This is a genomic window from Cryobacterium sp. TMT2-14, from assembly GCF_004402465.1.
GTDB classification, from domain to species: domain Bacteria; phylum Actinomycetota; class Actinomycetes; order Actinomycetales; family Microbacteriaceae; genus Cryobacterium; species Cryobacterium sandaracinum.
Map to the genome: position 1 here is coordinate 14338 of NZ_SOFV01000042.1, position 23650 is coordinate 37987.

The 23650-nt window shown below is 68.0% G+C and carries 25 protein-coding genes; 17 read left to right on the plus strand and 8 right to left on the minus strand.

The genetic code is table 11. The features are described from left to right. The first annotated feature begins 19 nt into the window (after positions 1-19). Positions 20-1489 (plus strand): glyceraldehyde-3-phosphate dehydrogenase, encoded by a 1470-nt coding sequence (locus E3O28_RS14390; RefSeq protein ID WP_134374264.1) that lies wholly within the window; start codon positions 20-22, stop codon positions 1487-1489. A 30-nt stretch (positions 1490-1519) separates the two neighbouring features. Here E3O28_RS14390 and E3O28_RS14395 read toward each other — a convergent pair whose 3' ends face one another. Both E3O28_RS14395 and E3O28_RS14400 read right to left on the minus strand, forming a co-directional pair. After that, positions 1520-1966 (minus strand): nitroreductase family deazaflavin-dependent oxidoreductase, encoded by a 447-nt coding sequence (locus E3O28_RS14395; RefSeq protein ID WP_104103135.1) that lies wholly within the window; start codon positions 1964-1966, stop codon positions 1520-1522. Between the two features lie 60 nt (positions 1967-2026). Beyond that, complete coding sequence (locus E3O28_RS14400; RefSeq protein WP_104103138.1) at positions 2027-2839, minus strand: metal-dependent hydrolase; 813 nt, start codon at positions 2837-2839, stop codon at positions 2027-2029. A 141-nt stretch (positions 2840-2980) separates the two neighbouring features. Here E3O28_RS14400 and E3O28_RS14405 point away from each other — a divergent pair, with 141 nt between their 5' ends. The 5 genes from E3O28_RS14405 (at position 2981) to dprA (ending at position 8263) form a co-directional block, all read left to right on the plus strand. Then, on the plus strand, positions 2981-4096 hold the full coding sequence (locus E3O28_RS14405; RefSeq protein ID WP_134416573.1) for a dipeptidase: 1116 nt from the start codon (positions 2981-2983) through the stop codon (positions 4094-4096). Between the two features lie 58 nt (positions 4097-4154). Further along, positions 4155-4865, plus strand: coding sequence for an SGNH/GDSL hydrolase family protein (locus tag E3O28_RS14410; RefSeq protein ID WP_104103143.1), 711 nt, complete (start codon positions 4155-4157; stop codon positions 4863-4865). A 241-nt stretch (positions 4866-5106) separates the two neighbouring features. Next, a complete protein-coding gene (locus E3O28_RS17085) occupies positions 5107-5463 on the plus strand; it encodes a YraN family protein (protein ID WP_104103537.1) in 357 nt (118 codons plus the stop codon). Then, entirely contained in the window at positions 5463-6998 is a 1536-nt protein-coding gene (locus E3O28_RS14420) for a YifB family Mg chelatase-like AAA ATPase (protein ID WP_134343034.1), read from the plus strand. Before E3O28_RS17085 ends, E3O28_RS14420 begins: the two co-directional genes overlap by 1 nt. After that, a complete protein-coding gene (gene dprA, locus E3O28_RS14425) occupies positions 6995-8263 on the plus strand; it encodes a DNA-processing protein DprA (RefSeq protein ID WP_134416575.1) in 1269 nt (422 codons plus the stop codon). Before E3O28_RS14420 ends, dprA begins: the two co-directional genes overlap by 4 nt. A gap of 110 nt (positions 8264-8373) precedes the next feature. Here dprA and E3O28_RS14430 read toward each other — a convergent pair whose 3' ends face one another. The 3 genes from E3O28_RS14430 to E3O28_RS14440 all read right to left on the minus strand — a co-directional run bounded on the left by E3O28_RS14430 (position 8374) and on the right by E3O28_RS14440 (position 10970). Next, on the minus strand, positions 8374-9243 hold the full coding sequence (locus E3O28_RS14430; RefSeq protein WP_134416577.1) for a hypothetical protein: 870 nt from the start codon (positions 9241-9243) through the stop codon (positions 8374-8376). 54 nt (positions 9244-9297) lie between these two features. After that, the gene (locus E3O28_RS16465; protein ID WP_166784843.1) at positions 9298-10350 is read right to left on the minus strand and encodes a hypothetical protein; all 1053 of its coding nucleotides are present in this window, start codon (positions 10348-10350) and stop codon (positions 9298-9300) included. Positions 10351-10463: 113 nt separating this feature from the next. Next, complete coding sequence (locus E3O28_RS14440) at positions 10464-10970, minus strand: hypothetical protein (protein ID WP_134343035.1); 507 nt, start codon at positions 10968-10970, stop codon at positions 10464-10466. 199 nt (positions 10971-11169) lie between these two features. Here E3O28_RS14440 and E3O28_RS14445 point away from each other — a divergent pair, with 199 nt between their 5' ends. Together E3O28_RS14445 and E3O28_RS14450 are read left to right on the plus strand one after the other, a co-directional pair. Next, on the plus strand, positions 11170-12069 hold the full coding sequence (locus tag E3O28_RS14445; RefSeq protein WP_134416579.1) for a phosphodiesterase: 900 nt from the start codon (positions 11170-11172) through the stop codon (positions 12067-12069). 11 nt (positions 12070-12080) lie between these two features. Next, positions 12081-13127 (plus strand): tyrosine-type recombinase/integrase, encoded by a 1047-nt coding sequence (locus E3O28_RS14450; RefSeq protein WP_104103161.1) that lies wholly within the window; start codon positions 12081-12083, stop codon positions 13125-13127. A gap of 56 nt (positions 13128-13183) precedes the next feature. On the opposite strand, the gene E3O28_RS14455 is transcribed toward E3O28_RS14450, so the two are convergent. Further along, a complete protein-coding gene (locus E3O28_RS14455; RefSeq protein WP_104103164.1) occupies positions 13184-13747 on the minus strand; it encodes a M23 family metallopeptidase in 564 nt (187 codons plus the stop codon). Between the two features lie 323 nt (positions 13748-14070). Between E3O28_RS14455 and rpsB the strand changes: the two genes are divergently transcribed. The 9 genes from rpsB to E3O28_RS14500 all read left to right on the plus strand — a co-directional run bounded on the left by rpsB (position 14071) and on the right by E3O28_RS14500 (position 20784). After that, entirely contained in the window at positions 14071-14991 is a 921-nt protein-coding gene (rpsB, locus tag E3O28_RS14460; RefSeq protein WP_104103167.1) for a 30S ribosomal protein S2, read from the plus strand. Between the two features lie 9 nt (positions 14992-15000). Further along, positions 15001-15828: a translation elongation factor Ts gene (tsf, locus tag E3O28_RS14465; protein WP_134343040.1), complete on the plus strand. Its 828-nt coding sequence runs from the start codon at positions 15001-15003 to the stop codon at positions 15826-15828. Between the two features lie 205 nt (positions 15829-16033). After that, entirely contained in the window at positions 16034-16750 is a 717-nt protein-coding gene (pyrH, locus tag E3O28_RS14470) for a UMP kinase (RefSeq protein WP_104103173.1), read from the plus strand. A 31-nt stretch (positions 16751-16781) separates the two neighbouring features. Beyond that, a complete protein-coding gene (gene frr / locus E3O28_RS14475) occupies positions 16782-17336 on the plus strand; it encodes a ribosome recycling factor (RefSeq protein WP_104103176.1) in 555 nt (184 codons plus the stop codon). A gap of 15 nt (positions 17337-17351) precedes the next feature. Then, complete coding sequence (locus E3O28_RS14480) at positions 17352-18347, plus strand: phosphatidate cytidylyltransferase (RefSeq protein ID WP_241973147.1); 996 nt, start codon at positions 17352-17354, stop codon at positions 18345-18347. Positions 18348-18393: 46 nt separating this feature from the next. Next, a complete protein-coding gene (locus E3O28_RS14485; protein ID WP_104103179.1) occupies positions 18394-18942 on the plus strand; it encodes a DivIVA domain-containing protein in 549 nt (182 codons plus the stop codon). Positions 18943-19082: 140 nt separating this feature from the next. After that, complete coding sequence (locus E3O28_RS14490) at positions 19083-19691, plus strand: lytic transglycosylase domain-containing protein (protein WP_104103181.1); 609 nt, start codon at positions 19083-19085, stop codon at positions 19689-19691. A gap of 39 nt (positions 19692-19730) precedes the next feature. Beyond that, positions 19731-20027: a hypothetical protein gene (locus tag E3O28_RS14495; RefSeq protein ID WP_104103184.1), complete on the plus strand. Its 297-nt coding sequence runs from the start codon at positions 19731-19733 to the stop codon at positions 20025-20027. 28 nt (positions 20028-20055) lie between these two features. Further along, positions 20056-20784, plus strand: coding sequence for an alpha/beta hydrolase (locus E3O28_RS14500; protein WP_104103189.1), 729 nt, complete (start codon positions 20056-20058; stop codon positions 20782-20784). 12 nt (positions 20785-20796) lie between these two features. On the opposite strand, the gene E3O28_RS14505 is transcribed toward E3O28_RS14500, so the two are convergent. Next, positions 20797-21846 carry an AI-2E family transporter gene (locus E3O28_RS14505; protein WP_104103192.1) on the minus strand — a complete coding sequence of 350 codons (1050 nt, stop codon included), beginning with the start codon at positions 21844-21846 and terminating at the stop codon, positions 20797-20799. A gap of 20 nt (positions 21847-21866) precedes the next feature. Continuing rightward, a complete protein-coding gene (locus E3O28_RS14510) occupies positions 21867-23489 on the minus strand; it encodes a hypothetical protein (RefSeq protein WP_104103195.1) in 1623 nt (540 codons plus the stop codon). Between the last annotated feature and the right edge of the window lie 161 nt (positions 23490-23650).

Here is a 23650-nt window from a genome sequence, read left to right on the forward strand (position 1 = left end):
AGAACGAAGGGTATGTCTTTTGCTTCAGGAATCTGATCGCGCTCTGGCCTCGTGGATCAACCGGGAGGCACTCGCTGAAGAGATGATCCCCTTGATCGGCCGTCTGTATCGGGAAAATCACGTCGTCACGAGCGTGCACGGCCGGGGACTGGTCAACCAGTCGGTGATCGGACTGCTCAAGGCGCACCGCTTCGCGCGCCACATCGACGATGTGGAACTGCCCCTGGAGGAGACCCTGCCGCTGCTGCAGACCCTCAGCACCCTCCGGCTCGGGACCGCGTCGATCGACCTCGGCCGGCTGGCCATGACCTACAAACTCGAGGGTGCCGGGCGCGGCCGGGAGGAATTCCTCCGGGCCGAGCTGGCGGATGTCGTCGACCGGCAGGGTGACTTCGTCACCGCGGGCACGGATGTCGTGCTGTACGGCTTCGGCCGGATCGGACGTCTCCTCGCGCGCATCCTGATCGACCACGCCGGCGGGGGACAGGGTTTGCGCCTGCGGGCCATCGTGGTGCGCCGCGGGTCGGACAACGACATCGTCAAGCGGGCGAGCCTGCTGCGCCGCGACTCGGTGCACGGACCATTCGAGGGCACCATCACCGTCGACCCGGTGGGCAACACGATCCTCGCCAACGGCACGCTGATTCAGGTCATCTACTCGAGCGACCCGGCCACCGTCGACTACACCCGATACGGCATCCAGAACGCTGTCGTGGTCGACAACACGGGACGCTGGCGCGACGCCGACGGACTCCGCCAGCACCTGGCCTGCCCGGGTGTCGCCCGGGTGCTGCTCACGGCTCCGGGCAAGGGCGCGCTGAAGAACATCGTGCACGGCATCAACCACGACGCCATCACCGCGGACGACACCATCATCACGGCGGCATCCTGCACCACCAACGCGATCACGCCCGTGCTCAAGGCCGTGAACGACCGCTTCGGTATCCGGGAAGGCCATGTGGAGACGGTGCACTCGTTCACCAACGACCAGAACCTGATCGACAACTTCCATTCGGGCGACCGCCGCGGGCGCAGCGCCGCCCTGAACATGGTGATCACCGAGACAGGGGCCGCGAAGGCCGTCGCCAAGGCGCTGCCCGAGCTGGCCGGCAAGCTCACCGGCAACGCCATCCGGGTGCCCACGCCCGACGTGTCGATGGCGATCCTCAACCTCACCCTCACGCAGGGCACCACCAAGGACGAGCTCAACACCTACCTGCGCACCATGTCGCTGCACTCCGAGTTGCACAAGCAGATCGACTACATCGACTCGCCCGAGGTGGTCTCCAGCGACTTCCTCGGCTCCCGCCGGGCCGGCATCGTCGACGGCCTGGCCACCATCTGCACCGACACGAAGGCCGTGCTGTACGTCTGGTACGACAACGAATACGGGTACAGCTGCCAGGTCATCCGGGTGCTCGAGGAGATGGCGGGCGTGCATCCGCCGGTGTTCCCGAAGGTGTTGATCGAGCCGGTCGCCCTGGTCTGAGTCACCGAGCGGCGTTGGCCCGGGTTCGGGTCAGCGCGGCCGGGGCTCGCAGATCACGACCGGGATATCACGGCCGGTTTTCTGCTGGTAGCCGTCGTAGCCCCGATAGGCCGCCACGATCTGCGGCCACAGCTCGGCTTTTTCCGCGGGGGACGCGGTTCGCGCCCGCAGCTTCAGGGTGGTGCCGCGCACGGTCAGCTCGACGTCGGGGTTCGCGACCAGGTTGAGATACCACTGCGGGTGGCGGTCGTCGCCGCCCTTCGAGGCGATCAGCACGAAGCGTTGGTGCCCGTGCACGGGGGCGGTGAGCATCGTCGTGCGACGCTTGCCGCTGGAGCGGCCGATGGTGTGCAGCTCGACCGCCGGCATCGACCCGAACGAGGCGAGCAGGCGCCCGCCGGAGGCCGTCAGCACCGCGCGGTGCAGCACGCTCATCGTCTTCATCTGCAGATCCGTCAGCCGATTACGCAGTCCCATGCCTCCAGCCTACGAGGTGAACAGGGGCGACCGACGGATGTCCCGGCGTCTTCTGCCCCGCTACAGGGGCAGCGCCCCGGCAATGTCCACCAGCGCGGCCTCCAGGTTGACGCCCCAGGTCTCCAGCAGCGCGAACAGCACGCCGTAGCCCGCATAGGCGGTGACCGGGATCAGCAGCAGCCACTCCCGCAGGGAGCCGGCGTTGCCCAGCACCGGCACGGACAGGTAGCCGCCCGATGACCACAGATTCTCGAGCACCGGCACCCGGCACCACCATCTGGGCGGTTTCGGGATCCACGGCCAGAACAGGGGCAGCCCGCCGGTGGTGAGCAGGTCGCCCAGAAGGTGCACGCCGTAGCCCAGTGTGAAGCAGATCACGAACCACGAGTGCTGCTCCGGGGCGAAAACGGCGATGAAAGCCGCCACGGCGAAGCCGATTGCCCAGGCCAGCCCCCACGACTGCTTCGAGAGGCCGAGCACCTTGGCCGCAAACGCGATCGCCGCGGCGCTCATCAGGGCCGGGCCGACGCGCACCGGTTCCGTGGCCCAGACGGGCTCCCAGAGCACCAGACCGATCACGGTGGCGAGCAGCCACGCCGAGAACAGGCCGAGCAGGCTGTGCAGGCCGTGCCGGTGGCCGCCGGAGGCCCGGGAGATCCCCGTGGTGACGAGCCGGCCGAGCACGGGGACGGATTGCGAGATGGTGGCCGAGTTGTGGTCGGCGTCGGCGAGGAGGGCCGCCCCGGCGCAGAGCAGCGAGCCGGCGATCGTGCCGACGGGCGTCACAGGAAAGAGCCCGAGGCCGTGCCCGGCGGTCGCCGTGACGGCGATCCAGGCGGCGGCGCCGGTCATGGCATGGTGTGCACCCATCATGAGAGGGGGTCCTAACTGGTCCAAGTCTGATTCAGGCCGTCGGGGGCATGCCGAGCCTCGACTAAGCCGGTTCACCAGTTCCCGTTCAACTGTAGGTGGCTTCCGCTCCCCGCCCGTGCCGGCCGGCACTAGCGTGGGGGCATGAGCACACCGGTTCCGTCCGCGCCCGCCGCGGCATCCGTCGTCGTGGAGCAGGCGCTGGCCCTGGCCCCGCTGATCGACGGCCACAACGACTGGGCGTGGGAGTGCCGGCAGAGCCGCGACTACTCCGTGGAGGGTCTCGGGGGCGGTCTGTCCACCGACACCGACATCGCCAGGCTGCGGGCAGGGCAGGTCGGAGCGCAGTTCTGGTCGGTCTACGTCAGCGACGACCTTACAGGCGCCGACGCCGTGCAGGGCACGCTTGAGCAGATCGACTGGGTCTACCGCCTCGCCGCGCGCTACCCCGACGACTTCGGCATCGCGCGCAGTGCCGCCGACGTGGAGGCCGCCCGAGCGATCGGGCGCATCGCCTCCCTGCTCGGCGCCGAGGGCGGATACAGCCTCAACGACTCCCCAGCCGCGCTGCGCATGTTCGCCCGGCTGGGCGTGCGCTACCTCACCCTCACCCACGTGCACAACACGACCTGGGCCGACTCGGGCACCGATGAACCCGAGCACGGTGGCCTCACACCCCGCGGCGTCGACTACGTGCACGAACTCAACCGGCTGGGCATGCTGGTCGACCTCTCGCACGTCTCCCCGGCCACGGCGCACGCGGCGTTGGACGCGTCCGACTCGCCCGTCATCTTCAGTCACAGCTCCTGCCGGGCCCTCAGTGACCACCCCCGCAATGTGCCCGACGACGTGCTGTGCCGACTGGCCGCCAACGGCGGGGTGCTCATGCTCACCTTCGTGCCCCAATTCCTGTCCGAGGACTACTCGGTCTGGTTCGAGGGCGACCGGGCCGGGCCGGCGCCGGTCGTGACGCTGACGGATGTCGCCGACCACGTCGAACACGCCCGCCGCGTCGCCGGAATGGCCCACATCGGCCTCGGAGGCGACTTCGACGGCACCGACGAGTTCCCTGCCGGCCTCGAAGGCGTCGACGGTTACCCGGCGCTGCTGTCCGAGTTGGCCCGGCGCGACTGGTCGGCCGCCGACCTCGCGGCTCTTGCCGGCGCCAACGTGCTGCGGGTGTTGCGCGAGACGGATGCCGCGTTCGCGGCCGCCGGACACGCGGCATCCGGCGCCTCGGTGCCCCGGTTGGTGCGCTGAGCATGCCGGGCCGGCGTGTTCCGCCAACCCTGCCGGTGCCCGGCTCCGAATCAGTGTCATGACCCCTCGACGACGCCCTGCCTTCTGGATCACCGTGTGGATCGCCGCCGCCGTGCTGCTCGCGGGGGCGGTGGCCCTGGCAATGCTCGCCCAGAGCGGCGTCCTGGGCCGCGGCCTGGGCGAGGCCGACCCGGGTCCCGCGGCCCGCGGCCCCGGCGAGACCGTGGTCGCCTTCTACGGCGACTCCTACACGCGCGGCACCGGCGGCTCGGCTGCGGACAAACGTTGGTCGACCATCGTCTCGGCAGAGCGCGACTGGACCGAGGTCAACCCGAGCCGCAACGGCCTCGGCTTCGTGAACCAGCGGCGGGGGGATGATCTGATCGACCAGGTCATCGCTGCCAGGCCGGACATCGTGATCAGCACCATGGGGCTCAACGACAACTTCTCGATGCCGTCCCGCGCCGACGAGATCGAGGCGGCGATCACCCGCGACTTCGAGACGATCCGGGCGGCCCTGCCAGAGGCGCGCCTCATCGTCGTGGAGCCGTTCTGGTACACCGAGGAGCGCCCGGACTCCGTGGAGCAGATCATCGGCTGGGTTCAGGCGGCCGCGCTCGGCGCCGACGCAGACTACATCTCCGGCGCCTCCTACTGGCTCGACGGGCACCCCGAGTGGATGGCCGACGACGGCCTGCACCCCAATGACGCCGGCTACGCAGCCCTCGCCGAGCGGATGGACGCGGCGCTCGCCGCGCTGGGGCTGTAGCTGGGGGAGTCCTGATCGATTGGTTGTGTCGCTCCCGGAACGGCAGAGCTGGTTGCACCGCGTGGACGCTGGTCAGCACAGACGGACCGCCGTGCCGGCGTCGAATTCGTTCGGGACGGTGGTGCTGAAGGCCGGGCCGGGGGTGGTCCTCCCCAGACGCGGCCGCGCCGCCGACCGCACAGCTTCTCGACCCCGCGAGTGCCGGGAGCGCCTACCCGGCACGCTGGGGGCGGAGGTGCTCGTGGCACGCAAAGACGAACTGGGCAGGCAGGGCGAGGAGTGCGCCGCCCTCTTCCTCGCCGCCGCCGGCTACCGGGTCGTGGAGCGCAACTGGCGCTGCGGGCAGGGTGAGATCGACCTGGTCGCCGAGCTCGGGGGAGAGGTCGTCTTCGTCGAGGTGAAGACGCGTTCGGGAACCCGCTTCGGGCATCCGTTCGAGGCCATCACTGTCGCCAAGCTCGCCCGGCTGCGTCGCCTCGCGGCGGCGTGGTGCGAACAGGCGGATGCCCGGCCCGCCCGCATCCGTGTCGACGCCATCGCCGTGATCATCCGTCCCGGCACCGAGCCCGTGATCGAGCACCTGACGGGCGTGTTCTGATGGGGCTCGCCCGCACGCATGCGGTGGCCCTGGCCGGGATGACCGGGGCACTGGTCGAGGTGGAGGCCGACATCTCCGGGCAGCTGCCGGGTATCATCCTGATCGGGCTGCCCGATGCGGCCCTGTCGGAGGCCACCGAGCGGGTGCGGGCTGCGGCGAAGAACTCGGGCTGTCCGCTCACCCGTAACAAGCTCACCATCAACCTCTCCCCGGCGTCGTTGCCGAAGCACGGGTCGGGCTTCGACCTGGCCATCGCGCTGGCCTGCCTCGGGGCCGACCAGGTGGTCTCGGCCGCGTCGGTGGGCCGGGTGGTGCACATCGGCGAGCTGGCCCTCGACGGACGGCTGCGGCCGACGCCGGGCATGCTCCCGGCGGTGATCGCGGCCTCCCGGCTTGGCCACGGCACGGTGATGGTGCCCGCCGGCAACGTCGATGAGGCGTCCCTCGTGCCGGGCGTGCGGGTGATCGGTGTCGCCTCCCTGCGGGACGCCGCCATCTGGCATGGCGCCGAACTCGAACCGATCCCGGTTGACCCCATCCTCGTTCCCGGCGACGCCGCGGCGGAGACGGCCGAACCCGACCTGGTCGACATCATCGGCAATGACGATGCGATCCTGGCGTTGCAGATCGCGGCGGCCGGCGGTCACCACGTCTTCATGGTGGGGCCGCCCGGCGCCGGCAAGACCATGCTGGCGGCCCGGCTGCCCGGACTGCTGCCCGACCTCGACGCTGAGGCCTCCCTCGAGGTCAGCTCCATGCGGTCGCTCAGCGGCCGCGCCGTCGGGCGCGCCCTGATCACCCGCCCGCCGCTTGAGGCCCCGCACCACACGGCGACGGCGGCGGCCATGGTCGGCGGAGGCAGCGGGCAGGTCCGGCCTGGCGCGGCGGCGCGCGCCTCGCACGGGGTGCTCTTCCTCGATGAGGCTCCCGAATTCGCCTCGGCGGTGCTCGACGCGCTCCGGCAGCCGCTGGAATCCGGGGTGATCAGCATTCACCGCGCCAACGCGGTCGCTCACTTCCCGGCCCGCTTCCAGCTGGTGATGGCGGCCAACCCGTGCCCCTGCGGGCAGTACGGCGCCCCTGACCTGGACTGCACCTGCCCGCCGAGCTCCCGGCGACGGTACTTGGCGCGCATTTCGGGACCGCTGCTGGACCGTATCGACATTCAGCTGCGGGTGCAGCGCATCACTGCCGCCCAGCTGAGGCTGGCCACCGAGACGCCCCGACTGGCGAGCGCCGTCGCCCGCGGACGGGTGATCGAGGCCCGAGCCGCCGCGGCCCAGCGCCTCGCCGGCACGCCGTGGACGCTGAACTCCGATGTGCCCGGCCCCTGGCTGCGCGGCCCCCAGGCCCGGCTGGGCAGAGCGGCCACGGCCATCCTTGACCGGGCGCTTGAACGCGGAGGCATCACCATGCGCGGATATGACCGAGTACTGCGGGTGGCCTGGTCCATCGCCGACCTCGAGGGCGTGTCCCGGCCCGGCATTGAACAGGTAGGGCAGGCCTTGTACCTGCGGAAGGGAATGACGTCATGATGCTGTTTGGGCTGGAGGAATCCACGGTGGTTGCGCTGACCGGGGGCGTGCGGGCATCCGCCGGGTCTGGCCCGACAGATGCCGCGGCCGCCGCCGATGTGTTCGCGCGCGCCGCGTGGACCGGCATCTCGGAGCCGGGCGACGGCGCCGCCGGACTGCTCGTGCAGGGGCTGGGGGCCGGGCCGGCACTCAGTGCCGTCCTCGACCTGTGGACCGGGGCCCGGCTCGCGGGCGCGCTGGCCGCAACGGGGTTGCCACTGACCGACGACCTGCAGGCCCTACTGGAGCAGGCCCTGCAACGCTGGCGGCCGCGGTTATCCTCGGCCGAGGTGATCCGTTCCCTGCAGCAGGCGGCGCGCGCGTCCGCCGGGCTCCTGGTGCCCACTGATGCACATTGGCCGAGAGGCGTCGACGACCTGGCAGTCCACGCGCCGATCGCACTCTGGTGGCGGGGCATCCCGACCGCTCTGACGGCGCTGACCGCGCTGTCCAACTCGATCGCCCTGGTGGGTGCCCGCGCGGCCACCGGCTACGGCGAGCATGTGACGATGGAGGCCTCCGCCGGGCTCGTCGACCGCGGCTTCCTCATCGTCTCCGGGGCGGCGTACGGCATTGACGGCATGGCGCACCGGGCGGCACTGGCCAGCTCGGGGCTGACCGTCGCGTTCCTCGCCGGGGGAGTGGACCGCTACTACCCGAGCGGCCACGACGCCCTGCTGAGCCGTATCGCCACGATGGGGGCGATCATTTCCGAACTGCCGTGCGGGGCCGCGCCCACCAAATGGAGGTTCCTGCAACGCAACCGGTTGATCGCCGCTGCCAGCGCGGCCACGGTCGTGCTCGAGGCCGGCTGGCGCTCGGGTTCGCTCAACACTGCCGGGCATGCCGCCGCTCTCGGCCGGCCGCTCGGGGCCGTTCCGGGCCCGGTGACCTCGCCGACGTCGGCCGGCTGCCATCGGCTGATCCGCGAGTATGACGCCGTTTGCGTCAGCACAGCCGCGGAAATGGCCGAACTGGTGGGCGAACGGATGCTGGGCCTCACCCTCGACCTGCCGCCCGCCGATGGAGACACGGCCGGGTTCGGCGGCCGCACGAGCGAGCAGGTGCGCGTGTTCGACGCTCTGAGCACGCGGGCGGCGCGCAGCGTGACCGACATCGCCCGTCGGGCCGGACTGTCGATGTCAACGGTGCAGGGGTCCCTCGGCGCCCTCGACCTGGAGGGGGTGGTTCGGGAGAAGGAGACCGGCTGGGTGCGCGGCCGGTAACGGTTCGCCGTTCACCCGACCACCCCCCTGGTCGTCCCCGTCCTTTCGGCGTACGAGCACGTCGACCGTGGCCCCGTCGTTGTCATCCATGATCACTGGAAGACTCCTGATCACTGGACGATCGTGACGATGACGGAGGCGCTCACAAGCCCCGAAACTTCCGCCGTGAACGTGTACAGGCCCGCTTGATTGCCTTGGTAACTGACCTGGCAGCCACTGAACGTAGCAACACCGTTGAGAGAAGTCCTGGTTGTCGCCGCGCACGACAGCGTGCCGGATCTGTTGGACGGTGGACTCGCAGAGAGCGTGACGCTTACAGCGGCGTTCGCTGTGTTGCCGAAGGCATCCTGGATCGTGATTTCCGGCTGAGGCACGAAGAAGCCGTTCCTCTTATGGCTCTTCTGAGGGAATGTTCCGGTGAAAGCGAGTTTTGACGCGGCCCCGGCCGAGATCGTGGTGGTGTTGCTCGTGGCCGTGATGGGGCCTGCCACGACGGCCGTCAGTGTGTAGGCGCCGGCCTTGTCGATCCGACAACCGGTGAAGGTCGTGACGCCGGCGGTGCTGGCGGAAGCACACGCGGACAGGGTGGCCCCGACGGGTGTGTTGGTGAGGCTCAATGTCACGGCTGCGGTGCTGTTCGTGACGGTGTTGCCACCGGCATCCTGCACCGTGACAACCGGTTGGGTGGAGAAGGCACTCTGACTGATGGCGGTGCTGGTCGGGAAGGCGATGGCTAGTTTCGCTACGGAGCCGACCGATATGGTGAGGCTGCTGGACTCGGCCGTCCAGGTCCCTGAGGCCGCCGTGAGTGTGTAGCTGCCGGGTTTGTCGATCCGGCAACCGGTGAAGGCCGCGACACCGGACGCGGCCGCGAGCGGGTTGCCTGAGGTGCAGGACAGCGCGGCGCCTGCCTGGGTCGTGAAGCTGAGGCTGATGGGGGCAGTGCTGGTGGTGACGGCGTTTCCGAACGCATCCTGCACGGCAATGACAGATTGGGTTGAGAACGGGGTTCCGCCGCTACTGCTGTTGGCGGGCTATGCGGTGAAGGCGAGTCTCTCAGGGGGCCCGGCGGTGACGTTGATGCCGTTGCTCGTGGCGTCGGCGAGCCCGGCCGAGCTGGCGGTGAGCGTGTAGCTGCCGGCCTTGTCGATCTGGCAGCCGGCGAAGGCGGCGATGCCTGAGACGGCAGTCCGGGCGTTCGCGGCGCAGGTCAGGCTGGCCCCGGCGGGTGAGGTGAGGCCGAGGCTGATTGTTGCGGTGCTGCCGGTGATGGAGAAGTCAACGGCAGGTTGGGTGAAGGACAGTTTCTTCGCGGAGCCCACGGAAACGGTCAGGGCGGTGCTCGTGGCGGCGGTCAGGGCACCGGAGGCCGCGGTGAGCGTATAGGTGCCGGCCCTGTCGATGGCGCAACCGTTGAAGACCGCGACACCGGATGCTGCCGCCAGCGGGTTGGTTGGGCACGTGAGCCTGGCGTCCGCGGGCGACCCGGTGATTGCCAGTGTGACCGGGCTGGTACTGGTGGGCACGGTCTCTCCGGCGGCATTCTGGATCGCGACGCTGGGCTGGGCAGTGAAGACGGCGCCGCTGGTCGCGTCGGACGGTTGGGCCTGGAACGCGACTTTCGTCGGATTCGAGATCGTCACGCTGCCACTGGGGGCGCTCGCCGCGGTCCAGCCGTTGTAGACGGCGGTGACCGTGTAGGTATAGTCGCCGGTCAGAACGAGCAGGTCGTCGCAAAACGCGGTGGCCACGATGATGGTCGGGCTGGTGCCGCAGGCCGGGGTCGGCGTGCCGGTGCCGGTCTTGGTGCGGGTGGCGCAGGAGCCGGTCGGCGCGGGCGTGCCGACGGATGCCGTCCAGCGCAGGCTCACGGTGCCGGCGCTCGTCGCGGGAACGAGCACGTCGGTGGGCGGAAGCAGCGTGCCGAGGGCTGCCGAGCCGGAGCCGAACCCGGGGGCGGTGTAATACGCGGAGGCGCCACCGGTTACGGACACGACCAACACGGCAAGGGTCACGGCGGCGGTGAGGCCGAAGAATGAGAGGCGGGTGTTTCCGGATGCGGAACGGTGGGCACGGAGGGAAGTCACGTCAACCTCTCACAGCTGTCGAACGAGCATGAATGTTCAGGGACTCAGATGTACCAAAATGAAAATCGCACAGGTGGGCAGGCTCGGAGAGAGCCTGCCCACCTGTGATCGAGCTAGTTGGACTTGAGCGTCAGCGTGACGGTGGCGCCCTTGCAGGCGTCCTGGTCGTCAGCGGTGTCAAGGAACATGAGCGTCGAGGCTCCCGTGATGGTCACATCGACGACGGTCTGGCTCCTGGGCATGCCCATCACGCGTGCGTCGGAGACGACGGACGGGGCGATCGTAAAGTTGTCGGCGAAGACACACCCCGGGGCGTCAGTGCTGCCGGTCTGGGAGATGGTTGCGACCTTGAGGCTGGACGTGCCCGCATTTTTTGCGGAGTACGTCACCGGCACGGAGGCGCCCGGGGTCAGACCGTCGGCCAGGTGGGCGCTCAGCACCAGCGAGCCGTTGGACTTGGCGTTGGCCGCCGCACCGGTGCCGGAGCCGGTCGTCGACCAGTAGGCGTACGCTCCGCCTCCGCCGACCAGGAGCATCGCGGCCGCGACGAGCGCGATGCTCCTCACCCGCAGCTGCTTGGCGGTGCCGGCGGTTGCCTCGGGTGTGGTCTTCTTGGTCATGTGATGCCCTTCTATCGATTTCGGGTCTCGACAGTCCTCATCTGTGAGGACACGTGCTGAAAGCTAGGGCGGTCTCGTGTGCGCCGTTAGGCCGGATGAGCCCACAGAATGGGGCTGCGGGCCCCCCCAATAGTGGGTTCGCGCGAATCCCACGTCGGGGGCAGGCCGTAGTCTGGGCGGCACCCACGAAAGGTGAGTCATGTCAGCCGTGCAACTGGGCCAGTACCCTCCAGCCACCCACCTCATCGCGCATATCAGCGACACCCACTTCCTCGGCGGAGGTCGAGCGCTCTACGGCGCGGTCGACACCGACACCACCGTGTACCAGGCGATGGCACAGTTGGAGCGGTCCGGTCTCCGGCCCGACGCGCTGCTCTTCACCGGTGACATCGCCGACCGCGGTGAAGCCGCTGCGTACCGCCGGGTGCGTGACATTGTCGAGGCCGCGGCCGAACGGATGGGCGCCCCCGTCATCTGGGTGATGGGGAACCACGACAAGCGCGAGGCCTTCCGCACCGAGCTGCTCCGGGAAAAAGGATCCTCGGCGCCGATCGACCGGGTATTCGATATCGGGGGAGTGCGCATCATCGCACTGGACACGAGTGTTCCGGGCTATCACCACGGCGACCTGTCCGGCGCGCAGTTGGCGTGGCTGGCCGAGGTGCTCAGCGAGCCTGCTCCGCACGGCTCCCTGCTGGCGCTTCATCATCCGCCCGTGCCTACGATGTCGCCGCTGATGTCCATCCTCGAGCTGCGGGGGCAGCCCCGACTGGCCGAGGTGGTGGCCGGCAGCGATATCCGGGCGATCCTGGGCGGACACCTGCACTACGCGACGACCGGACTCTTCGCGGGTATCCCGGTGTCGGTCGCCGCAGCGACCTGCTATACGATCGATCCGACCGCGCCGCAGGGGGCGCTCAGCGGTCTGCAGGGTGGGCAATCGATCAACCTCGTGCATGTCTACGACGACCAGATCGTGCACTCGCATGTGGCTCTCGGCGAGTTTCCGGCAGCGACCGGCTTCGACGCGGCCTTCCTCGACCGGATGGAGGCGCTCACGCCCGACGAGCGCACCGAGGCCTTTTCGCGGCAGGCCTGACCGAGGTGACTATGCCTGAGTCCGTTCGCATACCACCGCCGGTTCCCGCGCCGGTGCACCTCCTCGATGCGTCTGTCGACGACTTCGTGGTCTACCTGGCCGTTGAGCGCGGCTTCTCCGTGCACACCGTGCGCGCCTACCGCACCGACCTTGCGGGACTGATCGCCTTCGCCGAAACTCGCAGCGTCATCGACCCGGCGGCGCTGAGCCTCGATCTGCTCCGCGATTGGCTGTGGGTCGGAACCCAGTCGGGGCTGGCGCGGGCGACCATTGCCCGGCGGTCGGCCTCCGCCCGCAGCTTCACGGCCTGGCTGGCACGCACCGGCGGCAGCGCAACCGACCCCGCCGTGCGGCTGCGCTCGCCGAAACCCGGCAGACCACTGCCCCGAGTGATCAACCACACCCAAATGCAGGAGCTACTCACCCACCTGGAACTTCGTGCTGCCGGTCCCGACCCGGCGGCGCTGCGCGACCTCGCGATAGTGGAACTGCTCTATGCGTCGGGGTTGCGGGTCTCGGAGCTCGTTGGCCTCGACGTCACCGACGTCGATCTGCACCGACTCACCGTGCGGGTCACCGGCAAGGGTTCCAAGGAACGCGTCGTTCCCTTCGGCGTGCCGGCCCAGCACGCGATCCTCGCCTATCTCGAACGGGGCCGCCCCCGGCTCGTTGAGACCGCAGCGCCCGCCGAGACCGCAGCCCCCGCCGGGACCGTGGGGCCCGCTGCCGAGAACCGCGCGCACGCAGCGAAAACCGCTGCCGAGAACGCCGCGACGCCGGTGAGCGCGCTGTTCCTTGGTGCGCGCCGCCAGCGCCTCGGCGTGCGGGCGGTCTACCGGCTGGTCGCCACTCTGCTCGCCGATGTGCCCGGCAACGGGCCGGCCGGCCCGCACGCCCTCCGCCACACGGCGGCCACCCACCTGCTCGACGGCGGAGCCGACCTCCGGGCCGTGCAGGAGCTGCTCGGCCACTCCAGCCTCGGCACCACCCAGATCTACACTCATGTCTCGGCCGAACGCCTCAAACAGAGCTACCGCACCGCGCACCCGCGCGCCTGACTCCCCGGCGACGGGTTCCGGGACTGCTCCGCGACTACCTCGCGGCTGCCGGCCCCTCAGCTGTCTCCTCTCAGGAGCAGTGCCGGCAGCAGCACCGCGCGAGGAACTCCGACCAGATACAGCAGTGGTGACACATAGCCACCGTTCAACCGGGCGCCAAGATGCAGGCACTGCCCAGCGCAGTGCCCGCCGTCGGCAACCTGGCCGACGGGCTGCCCTGCCGCGACCCGGTCACCGACCGCGACACTGGCCGACACCGGCTCGATGCTGGATACCAGGCCGTCGGCATGTTCGATCGAGAGTACGGGGCGGTCGACCACGACCCCGGCGAACGAGACGATACCCTCGGCCGGTGCAACCACCTCCCGGCCGGCCTCGGCCGACAGGTCCAGACCTCGATGGCCCGGCGCATACTGGGTGGCCGGCGCCAGGAAACCCCGGAGCAACGGATGCGGCGGAGCCAGCGGCCAGTGCCAGGTGCCGGAGGTGGCCGTCTCCGCGGCCGTCTCCGTGACCGACGCCGCCCCGGGTAATGTCACACCCGCCGCGTCGCTCCGCACCATGGACAGGCAGGACAGCGGCAGCAGCGCGGCCGCGATGAGCAGACGGAAGGCATTCATGCCACCACCGTGCGGCCTCCGTCCCGCCCTAAACCGGCGAGGGCGGTATCCGTGACCGGATCCCGTACCACCCCGCCTGGGGAGGGACGCCCGCACGTGCCGGCGCGCGCACGGGGCACCCCCGTGGGTGCTAACCTTTGAGGAGCAGCGCTTGCGTGCTGACTACGCGTGCCCATTCGGCCTCCAGACCCACTCGGTCCTCGTTTCTTTCAGATGCGAGGCGGTTCTGTGCCGGGCACCAGGAGTGGTGATCATCCGATCACGACACAAACCGATTGGCGTTCGTCTGCATCGCAGCGCGCGCCGGACAAGGAGAACGGCTCATGGCCGTCGTAACCATCCGCCAGCTGCTCGACAGCGGCGTGCACTTCGGGCACCAGACCCGCCGTTGGAACCCGAAGATGAAGCGCTTCATCTTCACGGAGCGCTCCGGCATCTACATCATCGACCTGCAGCAGTCGCTCGGGTTTGTCGACAAGGCCTACGACTTCGTCAAGGAGACGGTTGCCCACGGCGGCACCATCCTCTTCGTCGGAACGAAGAAGCAGGCGCAGGAATCGATCGCCGAACAGGCCATCCGCGTGGGCCAGCCCTACGTCAACCAGCGCTGGCTCGGCGGCCTCCTCACCAACTTCCAGACCGTTTCCAAGCGTCTGGCCCGCATGAAAGAGCTTGAAGAGCTCGACTTCGAGGACACCGCCAAGAGCGGTTTCACGAAGAAGGAAATGCTCATCAAGAAGCGCGAGCTCGTCAAGCTGCACAAGAGCCTCGGCGGCATCCGCAACCTCACGAAGACGCCGTCGGCGCTGTGGGTTGTGGACACCAACAAGGAGCACCTCGCCATTGACGAAGCCCGCAAGCTCGGCATCCCCGTCATCGCGATCCTCGACACCAACTGCGACCCGGACGACGTCCAGTACCCGATCCCGGGCAACGACGACGCCATTCGTTCCGTCGGCCTGCTGACCCGCATCATCGCGGACGCTGCGGCCGAGGGCCTCATCCAGCGCCACGCCAAGCCGGAGGCTGAAATCGAGCCTCTCGCCGCGTGGGAAGCCGAGCTCCTGGCCGCTCCTGCCGAGAACGCCCCGGCAGCTGACGAAGCCGTCGCCGTCTCCGACGAGACCGCAGAGGCCGTCGTGGCCGCGCCGGTTGCCGACGAGGAAGCCGCCGCAGCCCCAGCCGCAGAAGCCGAAGCCGCAGCCGTTGTTGCAGCCGACGCTCCCGCCGAAGAAACCAAGTAAGGACCAAGCATGGCAAGCATCAGCCTCGCAGACGTCAAAGCGCTGCGCGAGCGCCTCGGTACCGGCATGGTCGACACCAAGAACGCCCTCGTTGAAGCCGAAGGCGACATGGAAAAGGCCGTCGAAATCCTTCGAATGAAGGGTGCGAAGGGTAACGCCAAACGCGCCGATCGTTCCACCTCCGAGGGACTCGTCGCTGCCAAGGAAATCGGCAACACCGCCACCCTGATCGAACTTGCCTGCGAGACCGACTTCGTCGCCAAGGGCGATAAGTTCGTTGCACTAGCCGAGAAGGTCTTGGACGCGGTCGCCGCTGCCGCGGCCACCACGGTCGAGGAAGGCCTGGCCGCTCCGGTCGACGGTCAGACCGTCGGCCAGCTCATCGACGGCGAGGCCGCGATCATTGGCGAGAAGTTCGAACTTCGCCGCGTCGCATCCGTCGCGGGTGAGAAGTTCGCGATCTACCTGCACAAGACCAGCAAGGACCTGCCCCCGCAGGTCGGCGTTGTTCTGGGTTACTCCGGAGGTGACGCGGAGACCGCGCGCAGCGTGGCTCAGCACATCTCCTTCGCGAACCCTGAGTACCTCGCTCGCGAAGACGTTCCCTCCGACCTCGTTGAGGCCGAACGCCGGATCGTCACCGAGATCTCGAAGAACGAGGGCAAGCCGGAGGCTGCACTGCCCAAGATTGTCGAGGGTCGCGTCACCGCGTACTTCAAGCAGGTTGCACTCCTCGAACAGGATTATGCCAAGGACAACAAGCTGTCCGTCAGCAAGGTCCTGGCTGACGCCGGACTGACCGTCTCGGGCTTCGCCCGATTCAAGGTCGGCGCGTAACCGGTCGTTTGATCGTAGTGAAGGAGATCGGGTTGCAGTCGCAATCCGGTCTCCTTCTGTGTGTGGGCACCCACCAGCCCACCCAGTAGTTTTAGAACACCGCCGGAACACGGCACGGCACGGCGCAACACAACCCAACACAACCCAACGCAACACTGCACGGCACAGCACGGCACAGAGCATCACGAGGGAAGAAGCGCACAGAATGTCAGACACGGTCAAGAAGCGCAGGGTCCTCCTCAAACTTTCCGGCGAAGCCTTCGGGGCAGGCAGCCTGGGCGTCAATCCCGACGTCATCAGCGCCCTCGCCCGCGAGATCGCCGAGGCGGCCAAGACGGTGGAAATCGCCATCGTCGTCGGCGGCGGCAACTTCTTCCGCGGCGCCGAATTGTCCCAGCGTGGAATGGACCGCGGCCGTGCCGACTACATGGGCATGCTCGGCACCGTGATGAACGCCCTTGCCCTCCAGGACTTCCTCGAGCAGGCCGGATCCGAGACACGGGTGCAGTCCGCGATCGCGATGACCCAGGTCGCCGAGCCGTACATCCCTCGTCGCGCGGAACGCCACCTCGAAAAGGGCCGCGTGGTCATCTTCGGCGCGGGCGCCGGGCTGCCCTATTTCTCCACCGATACGGTTGCGGCCCAGCGTGCCCTGGAAATCGATGCGGACATCGTGCTCGTCGCCAAGAACGGCGTCGACGGGATTTACTCCGACGACCCGCGCACCAACCCGGACGCGCACAAGATCGACCACATCACCTACCAGGAGGCCCTGCAGCGCGGCCTCAAGGTCGTCGACTCGACGGCCTTCAGCCTCTGCATGGACAACGGAATGCCCATGCAGGTGTTCGGCATGGCCCCGCACGGCAACGTGACGGCTGCCATTCTCGGCGCCGATCTGGGAACCCTTGTCTCCAACTAAGCTTGACAACGCCATCGAAGAAGGAGTCATCGTGATCACGGATGTTCTGTCCGACGCCACCGCCCGCATGCACAAGGCCGTGGAAGCTGCCAAAGACGACTTCGCGACCGTGAGAACCGGTCGTGCGAACCCGCAGATGTTCGCCAAGATCCTGGTGAACTACTACGGCACACCGACGCCACTGGAACAGCTCGCCTCGCTGCAGAACCAGGAGGCCCGCACGCTCCTGATCGGGCCGTACGACAAGGGCGCCCTGCGAGACATTGAGCAGGCCATTCGCGACACTCCGAACCTGGGCGCCAACCTCGGAAACGACGGCAACGTCATCCGGGCCACGCTGCCGGAGCTGACCGCGGACCGCCGCAAGGAATACGTCAAGATCGTGCGCACCAAGGCCGAAGATGCCAAGGTGTCGGTGCGCAACCTGCGCCGCAAGGCCAAGGACGACCTCGACGCCCTCAAGAGTGAAGTGGGAGACGACGACGTGGCCCGCGGCGAGAAAGAACTCGAACACATCACCAAGACCCACGTGGATGCCATCGACGACGCCCTCAAGCGCAAAGAAGCAGAACTCCTCGAGATCTAAGGACGATCCAGCCTCATGACGGACGAATCAGGCGATTCCGGAGAACGCGAAGGGCTGCGCGCCAAGCGCGAGCATGGTGTCAGTCGCGCCGAGTTCAGGGCCCAGATGCAGTCGAAGAAGGCCGATCTCGAACGTCAAATGCTGGCGACCCGGGCGCAGCTGGATGCGACTCAGGAACGCATCCAGGCGCGCACCGGGCGCAACCTGATCCTGGCAACCCTGATCGGGCTCGCGCTTGGCTTGTTCATGCTGTTCAGCCTCATCTTCATCAAAGACCTGTTCATGGTCTGCGCGATCGCGTTCGTGGGCTTCACGGCCTTCGAGCTCGCTCAGGCTCTCCGTCTCGCCGGACGTAACGTGCCGCGCGTACCGGTCGTCCTGGCATCCGTGGGCGTCGTGCCTGCCGCGTTCTACCTCGGCGCGGCGGGCCAGTGGCTGGGCACGCTCGCCGGCATTGGGTTGATCGCCCTGTGGCGGCTGGCTTTTCTCGTCCGGCGCGCCTACCGCGCTCCCTCCCGGGAGGTGCTCGGCGACATCGGTGGTGGCTTCCTGATCCAGGCCTACGTCGTCTTCCTCGGCAGCTTTTCTGTGCTCCTGGTCGCCCAGCCCGACGGGCAGTGGTGGACCCTCGCCTTCCTGCTGCTGGTCATCTCCGCCGACACCGCGGCGTACGCCGCCGGCCTCAGCTTCGGCAAGCACCGCATGGTCCCCTCAATCAGCCCGAAGAAGACCTGGGAAGGGTTCGCTGGCGCCGGCGTCGCCTGTATCGGGATCGGCGTGCTGCTGGCAGTGTTCATGCTCGACCAGCCCTGGTGGTTCGGCCTCGTCTTCGGTGTGGTCATCTTGTTCACCGCGACCTTCGGCGACCTGGCCGAATCCCTGATCAAGCGTGACCTCGGCATCAAGGACATGAGCTCCTGGCTGCCTGGTCACGGCGGTCTCCTCGACCGGTTGGATTCGATCCTGCCGTCGGCCGCAGCCGCGTACGCCCTCTACCTGATTTTCGCTTAGCGGCCTCGGTTTAGTCAGGCGCGCGGCAGTGAGGCAGAATGTTCCGGTGACCTCCACCTTCCCTCGGACCGGCAAGAAGACGCTCGGCTACAGCGCTCCGCAGGTGGAGGAGTTCCTCGCTGTCGCCCGAAAAGCGTATGACGCCACCGACGACAGCGTCGGGTTGACCGCCGAGGACATCCGTCACACTGCGTTCAGCATGCACAAGGGCGGATATTCGCCTGCGCACGTGGATGCGGCCCTCGAGCGTCTCGAAGACGCCTTCGCGACGCGCGACCGGGACCGTGCGGCGCAGGCGCAGGGCACCGAGGCGTGGCTCGCTGAGGTGCATGACCTCGCTCAGGTGCTCGTGAACCGGCTCAGCCGGAAGGACGGACACCGCTTCCACCGGGTGAGCGTTCTCAGCGTCGGCTACAGCCGGGCGGATGTCGACCGGTTCTCCCACAAGCTCGTCCGGTACTTCGAAGACGGGCTCCCCATAACGGTGGAAGATGTGCGCTGCGCCGTGTTCCGGCCCCAGCGCGGCGGTTACCGGGAAGCCCAGGTCGACGTTGTGCTGGACAGCGTCGTCGATGTGATCCTGGCCGTCCGTTGAGTTGCGCCGCGCGCCGTGTCGAGGTCAATCGGCACCGTTATCTGGCTGTTATGTCGGATTTCCGATAGGATCGGCAAATCGTGGGTAGACATTTGAACATCATTGCATCCGAACACGCCGGTAGGCCCTTCAAGGTGAGAATGAGAAGGTCCCGCTCGCGCGGGCGCGTCCCCCTCTTCGCCTTCACCGCCGCAGCGGCGTTCGTGCTCGTCACTATCGTCGACCCGTATTCCGGCGCGACGGCGTCACCCTACTTCCAGGTTGCCGGCGACCGATTCAACGGTGAGGCAGCCCAGGAGATCCAGGTCGCTGCGGCAGCCTCGAACATCTTCACGCGTGACAGTTTCACCGTCACCGAGAAACCCAAGCCTGTTCCCGTTCCCGTCGCCGCTCCCGTCGCGTCCAAGTCCGCGTCGAGTTCGGCTCCATCGGCGGCCGTTCCTGACCCCGGTTCGGCGCAGGCGATCGCCGCTGATGCGGTGGCCGCCCGCGGCTGGGGCGACGATCAGTTCAACTGTCTCGTGTCGCTCTGGAACAAGGAGTCCGGCTGGCGCGTCAATGCGGAGAACAGCTCCAGCGGTGCCTACGGAATCCCGCAGTCACTGCCGGGCTCCAAGATGGCCACCGCCGGCGACGACTGGGCGACCAACCCCGCGACCCAGATCCAGTGGGGCCTCGGCTACATCTCGGGCCGCTACGGCACCCCCTGCGGCGCCTGGGCGCACTCCGGCGACGTCGGCTGGTACTAGCGCTCCTTGTTCTTCCAGGCTCGCACGTAGACTGGCTCAATGGCCCGCAGCAACCGACCCCGTGGCCGCAAGCCCGGTCCGGGAGCCGCTGATGACGGCCTTGAGCGGATGCGTGCCGGCTGGCGACGCACGGAAACCCGCCGCGACGGCCTCTGGACGGTGCAACCCGTACCGGGGCCGCAAGCCGTGAAATCGTACGTGTGCCCCGGTTGCCACCGCGAGGTTGCGCCCGGCACCGCGCACGTGGTCGCCTGGCGCGGCGACGGCGTCATGGGTGAGGCATCCGACCTTGCCGCGAGGCGCCACTGGCACTCGCACTGCTGGAAGATCAAATAACCGCCCAAGCGGCACCAGGGGAGAAACCATGACTTCGAGTGTGGAAATTCGCGGCGGCGTCGAGCTACCGGCCGTGCGCGAGCAGATCGAGCTGCACACCGCGGACGGCCTGACCTTGGTCGGCGAACTGGCCACGCCCGTGAGCCGGGCACCGGTGGCGACGCTGGTGACGCTGCATCCGCTGCCCACCCACGGCGGCTTCATGGACTCGCACATCCTGCGCAAGGCGGCCGGGCGGCTGCCGGCCTTGGCCGACCTGGCGGTGCTGCGCTTCAACACTCGCGGCACGACCTCGCCGCGCGGCACGAGTGGCGGCAGCTTCGGCGGCGGCGTCGATGAGCGCCTCGACGTTGCCGCCGCGATGGCGTTCGTCGCCGAGCGCGGGCTGCCCGATCCCTGGCTGCTCGGCTGGTCGTTCGGCACGGAGCTTGCAATCAAGTACGGCCTGGAGCACCCGATCCGGGGTGCCATCCTCTTGTCTCCGCCACTGCACCGGGCCTCTGACGCCGAGCTGGCCGCCTGGACCGGCCGGGACGCGCGGCTGGTGGCCGTCATCCCCGAGTTCGACGACTATCTCCGCCCCGAGGAGGCCCGGGAACGCTTCGCGAGCGTGCCGGACACCCGGCTCATCGCCGTGGAGGGCGGGAAGCACCTGTGGGTGGGGGAGAGTGCCACCCGCCGCGTACTCGACGAGATCGTCGCCGTGGTCAACCCGGCCGCCGCGCCTCTGCCCACGGAGTGGACTGCGTCGGCCTAGTACCCGATCGGCCTAGAGTTTGTTCTGTCGGGGGATCACGACCTGCTTGATGATCATGATGGTTGCCGCGGCGACGGGGATGGCGATCAGCGCGCCGAGGATGCCGAGCAGACTGCCGCCCGCGAGAGCGGCGACCACAACGACGGCGCCGGGAACGGACACGGCCCGGTTCATGATGTTGGGGCTGAGCAGGTAGGCCTCTACCTGCATGTAGATCAGGTAGTAGATCGCGGCGACCAACGCTGTGAACGTCGAGCTGCCGATTCCGGGGATCAGGCAGGTCAGCACGATGATGATCGACCCGGAGATCGTGCCCACGAGGGGGATCAGCGAGAACAGGAACGCGATCAGCGCGAGCAGCGCCGGGAACGGCGCGCCGATGATCGACAGGAAGGTGAAGCTGAGCACGCCGTTGCAGAGCGCCAGGGCTCCCTGGCCGATCACGAATCGGCCGACGGATGTCGTGATCTGCTCACTGAGATCGGCGAACCGAGCCCGCTTCGAGGCTGGTACCAGCTGGTATACGGCCTGCTTGATGCTGTTCAGCGATGCCGTGAAGTACAGCGTGAGGATCAGGATGATCAGGGCGCCGAAAAGTCCGCTGACGATGGCGAGGCCGGACTGGATGATCGTGCTCGTGATGTTGGTGATGTTGCCGCCGACGAAATCGGTGACCGACTCTGTGATTTTCGATAGCGGGAGAGCCGGAAACTGCCTCTGTACATCGGCGAGAAAGGTGGAGGTGTTGATCGACGTGACCAGGTCCGGGATGGCCTTGGAGAGGTTAGAGACCTGGTTGACGATGATCGGCACGACGGCGAAGATCACTCCGGTCAGAACCCCGATCACGGCAACAAGCACCGTGAGCATGGCTGCCCAGCGGGGAAACCTCTTCTTCTCCAGCCAGGAGATGGCCGGGTCGAGCCCGAGCGCGAGGAACAGTGCCGCACCGATGTAGGTGATGATCGTTTGCAGAGTGATCACCGACGTGATGATGAGCAGGCCGACGCCGACGCCCAGGGTGCCGATCAGTCCGACGCGAAAAGCATTCTGGATCTTCACTGATATCCCCTCGGCTGGTGTCAGCGCTCGTCGTCGTCGCTGGCGGCGACCTTTTCCGCCTGTGTGAGCAGACCGCGCAGGCTCTCGAAGTAGCCGGCCACGGCGTCACGCTCAATCCTAATCTGGGACAGACGCTCCTCCGCGTCGGCCACAAGCACGCGCGTGCGCAGTTCGGCATCGGTCGCCAGCGCGGCGGCCCGCGTCTCGGCGTCCCGCACCAGACGTTCCGCCGACTCCTCGGCAACCTTCTTCGATGCCCTGACCTCGTCGCGGGCGGAGGCGTCCAGCTGGTCGTTCAATGCGCGCAGTTCGACCGTGCGCCGGTTGGTCTCGGCAAGCTGCTTGGTGGCATCCGCGACGAACTTCTGCGTCTGGGCCACCGCCTCCTGGTGGCGCTGCAGCTGGCCCTGCTCCGCTTCGTCCCGCCGGGCCTTCAGCTCGACGTCGAGGTCGGCCCTGGTCTGATCGATCTCGCGCTTGAGCTTGGCGGCTTCGTGCTCTCCCCGCTTGCGGGTGGCCGTCAGATGGTTCTCCAGGTCGATGCGCAGCTGCTCGCTTTCGGCGGTGAAGTCGGCGCGGGTCTGCTCATTGTCCCGACCGAGGTCGGCGTGTGACTGTTCGATCTCGGCCGCGAGGCCCACGCGCGCCTTGTCGACCTCGCGGCTGAGGTCGGCGCGCTGGCGTTCGAGGTCGCGGGCTAGGTCGGTCTGGGCCTGCTCGCTTTCAACGGACAAATCGGCGCGCTGCTGCAGCGTCTCCCGTTCGAGGTCGGTTTTCGCCTGCTCGATCTCGATCGCGAGAAGGTTGCGGGCCTGCTCGGTCTCGTGGGCGAGGTCGATGCGAGCCTGTTCGGTTTCCCGGGCGAGGTCTATGCGGTGCTGTTCCGTCTCGGCGGCGAGGTCGATGCGAGCCTGTTCGGTTTCCCGGGCCAGGTCGGCGCGTTGCTGGTCGAGTTCGTGGGCGACTTCGGAGCGGGTCAACTCGGTCTCGCTCGTGAGCCCGGCCGCGACCTCGCGGGCCTCGGTCGCCTCCCGCTGGGCCACCACGCGAACCTCGGCGGCCTCGCGCTCCGCTTCCGAGCGGATCGCGGCGACTTCCCGCTTCACGGTTGCGCGCAGCTCGGCGGCCTCGGTGGCCACCGCTCCGCGGATGGCCGCCGCTTCGTGCACGGCGTCCTGGGTGAGCGTGGTGGAGTCCTCGTGGGCCCGGGCGAGTAAGTCGTCGGCTTCAGCGACGGCATCATTGAGGATGCGGCCGGCCTTGACCGCGGCATCCGACAGTGCCCGTTCGGCCTGCTCCTTGCCCTCGCGGAGCAGGGTCTGCACTTCGCTTGCTGCGGAGGCGCGCAGCCGTTCGGCGTCGATGTCCGCCTGGGCGATCACCCTCGTCGACTGCTCTTCCGCCACGCGCAGGGTGTTCTCGAGCTTGGTGCCGAGGCCGGAGAACGTGGGGCTGCCGACCTCTTCGATTTCCGCGTTCAGATCGTCGATCTGGGTGGTGAGACGTTTGATTTCCTTCTTCGCCTCGGTGCCCTGGGTATTCGCCTGAATCAGGTCGCGGCGCAGTCCCTGGATGGTCTTGTCGACTTCGTCGCGGTCGTAGCCGCGGAATACCTGGGTGAAGTCTGCTTCGTCGTTCGCCACGCTGTCTCCTCAAAATGGGCCTCTGACCCCCGTTTACGGACTGACGAAGGAAGCCTCCACAATTTTAGTCTGTTCAGTAGGCACTGGCGCGTCCCAACCCGAGGGATTATTAGGTGCCTCTCAGGGGCAACCAGTATCGTAAGACGTCCTGTCTGTTGCTG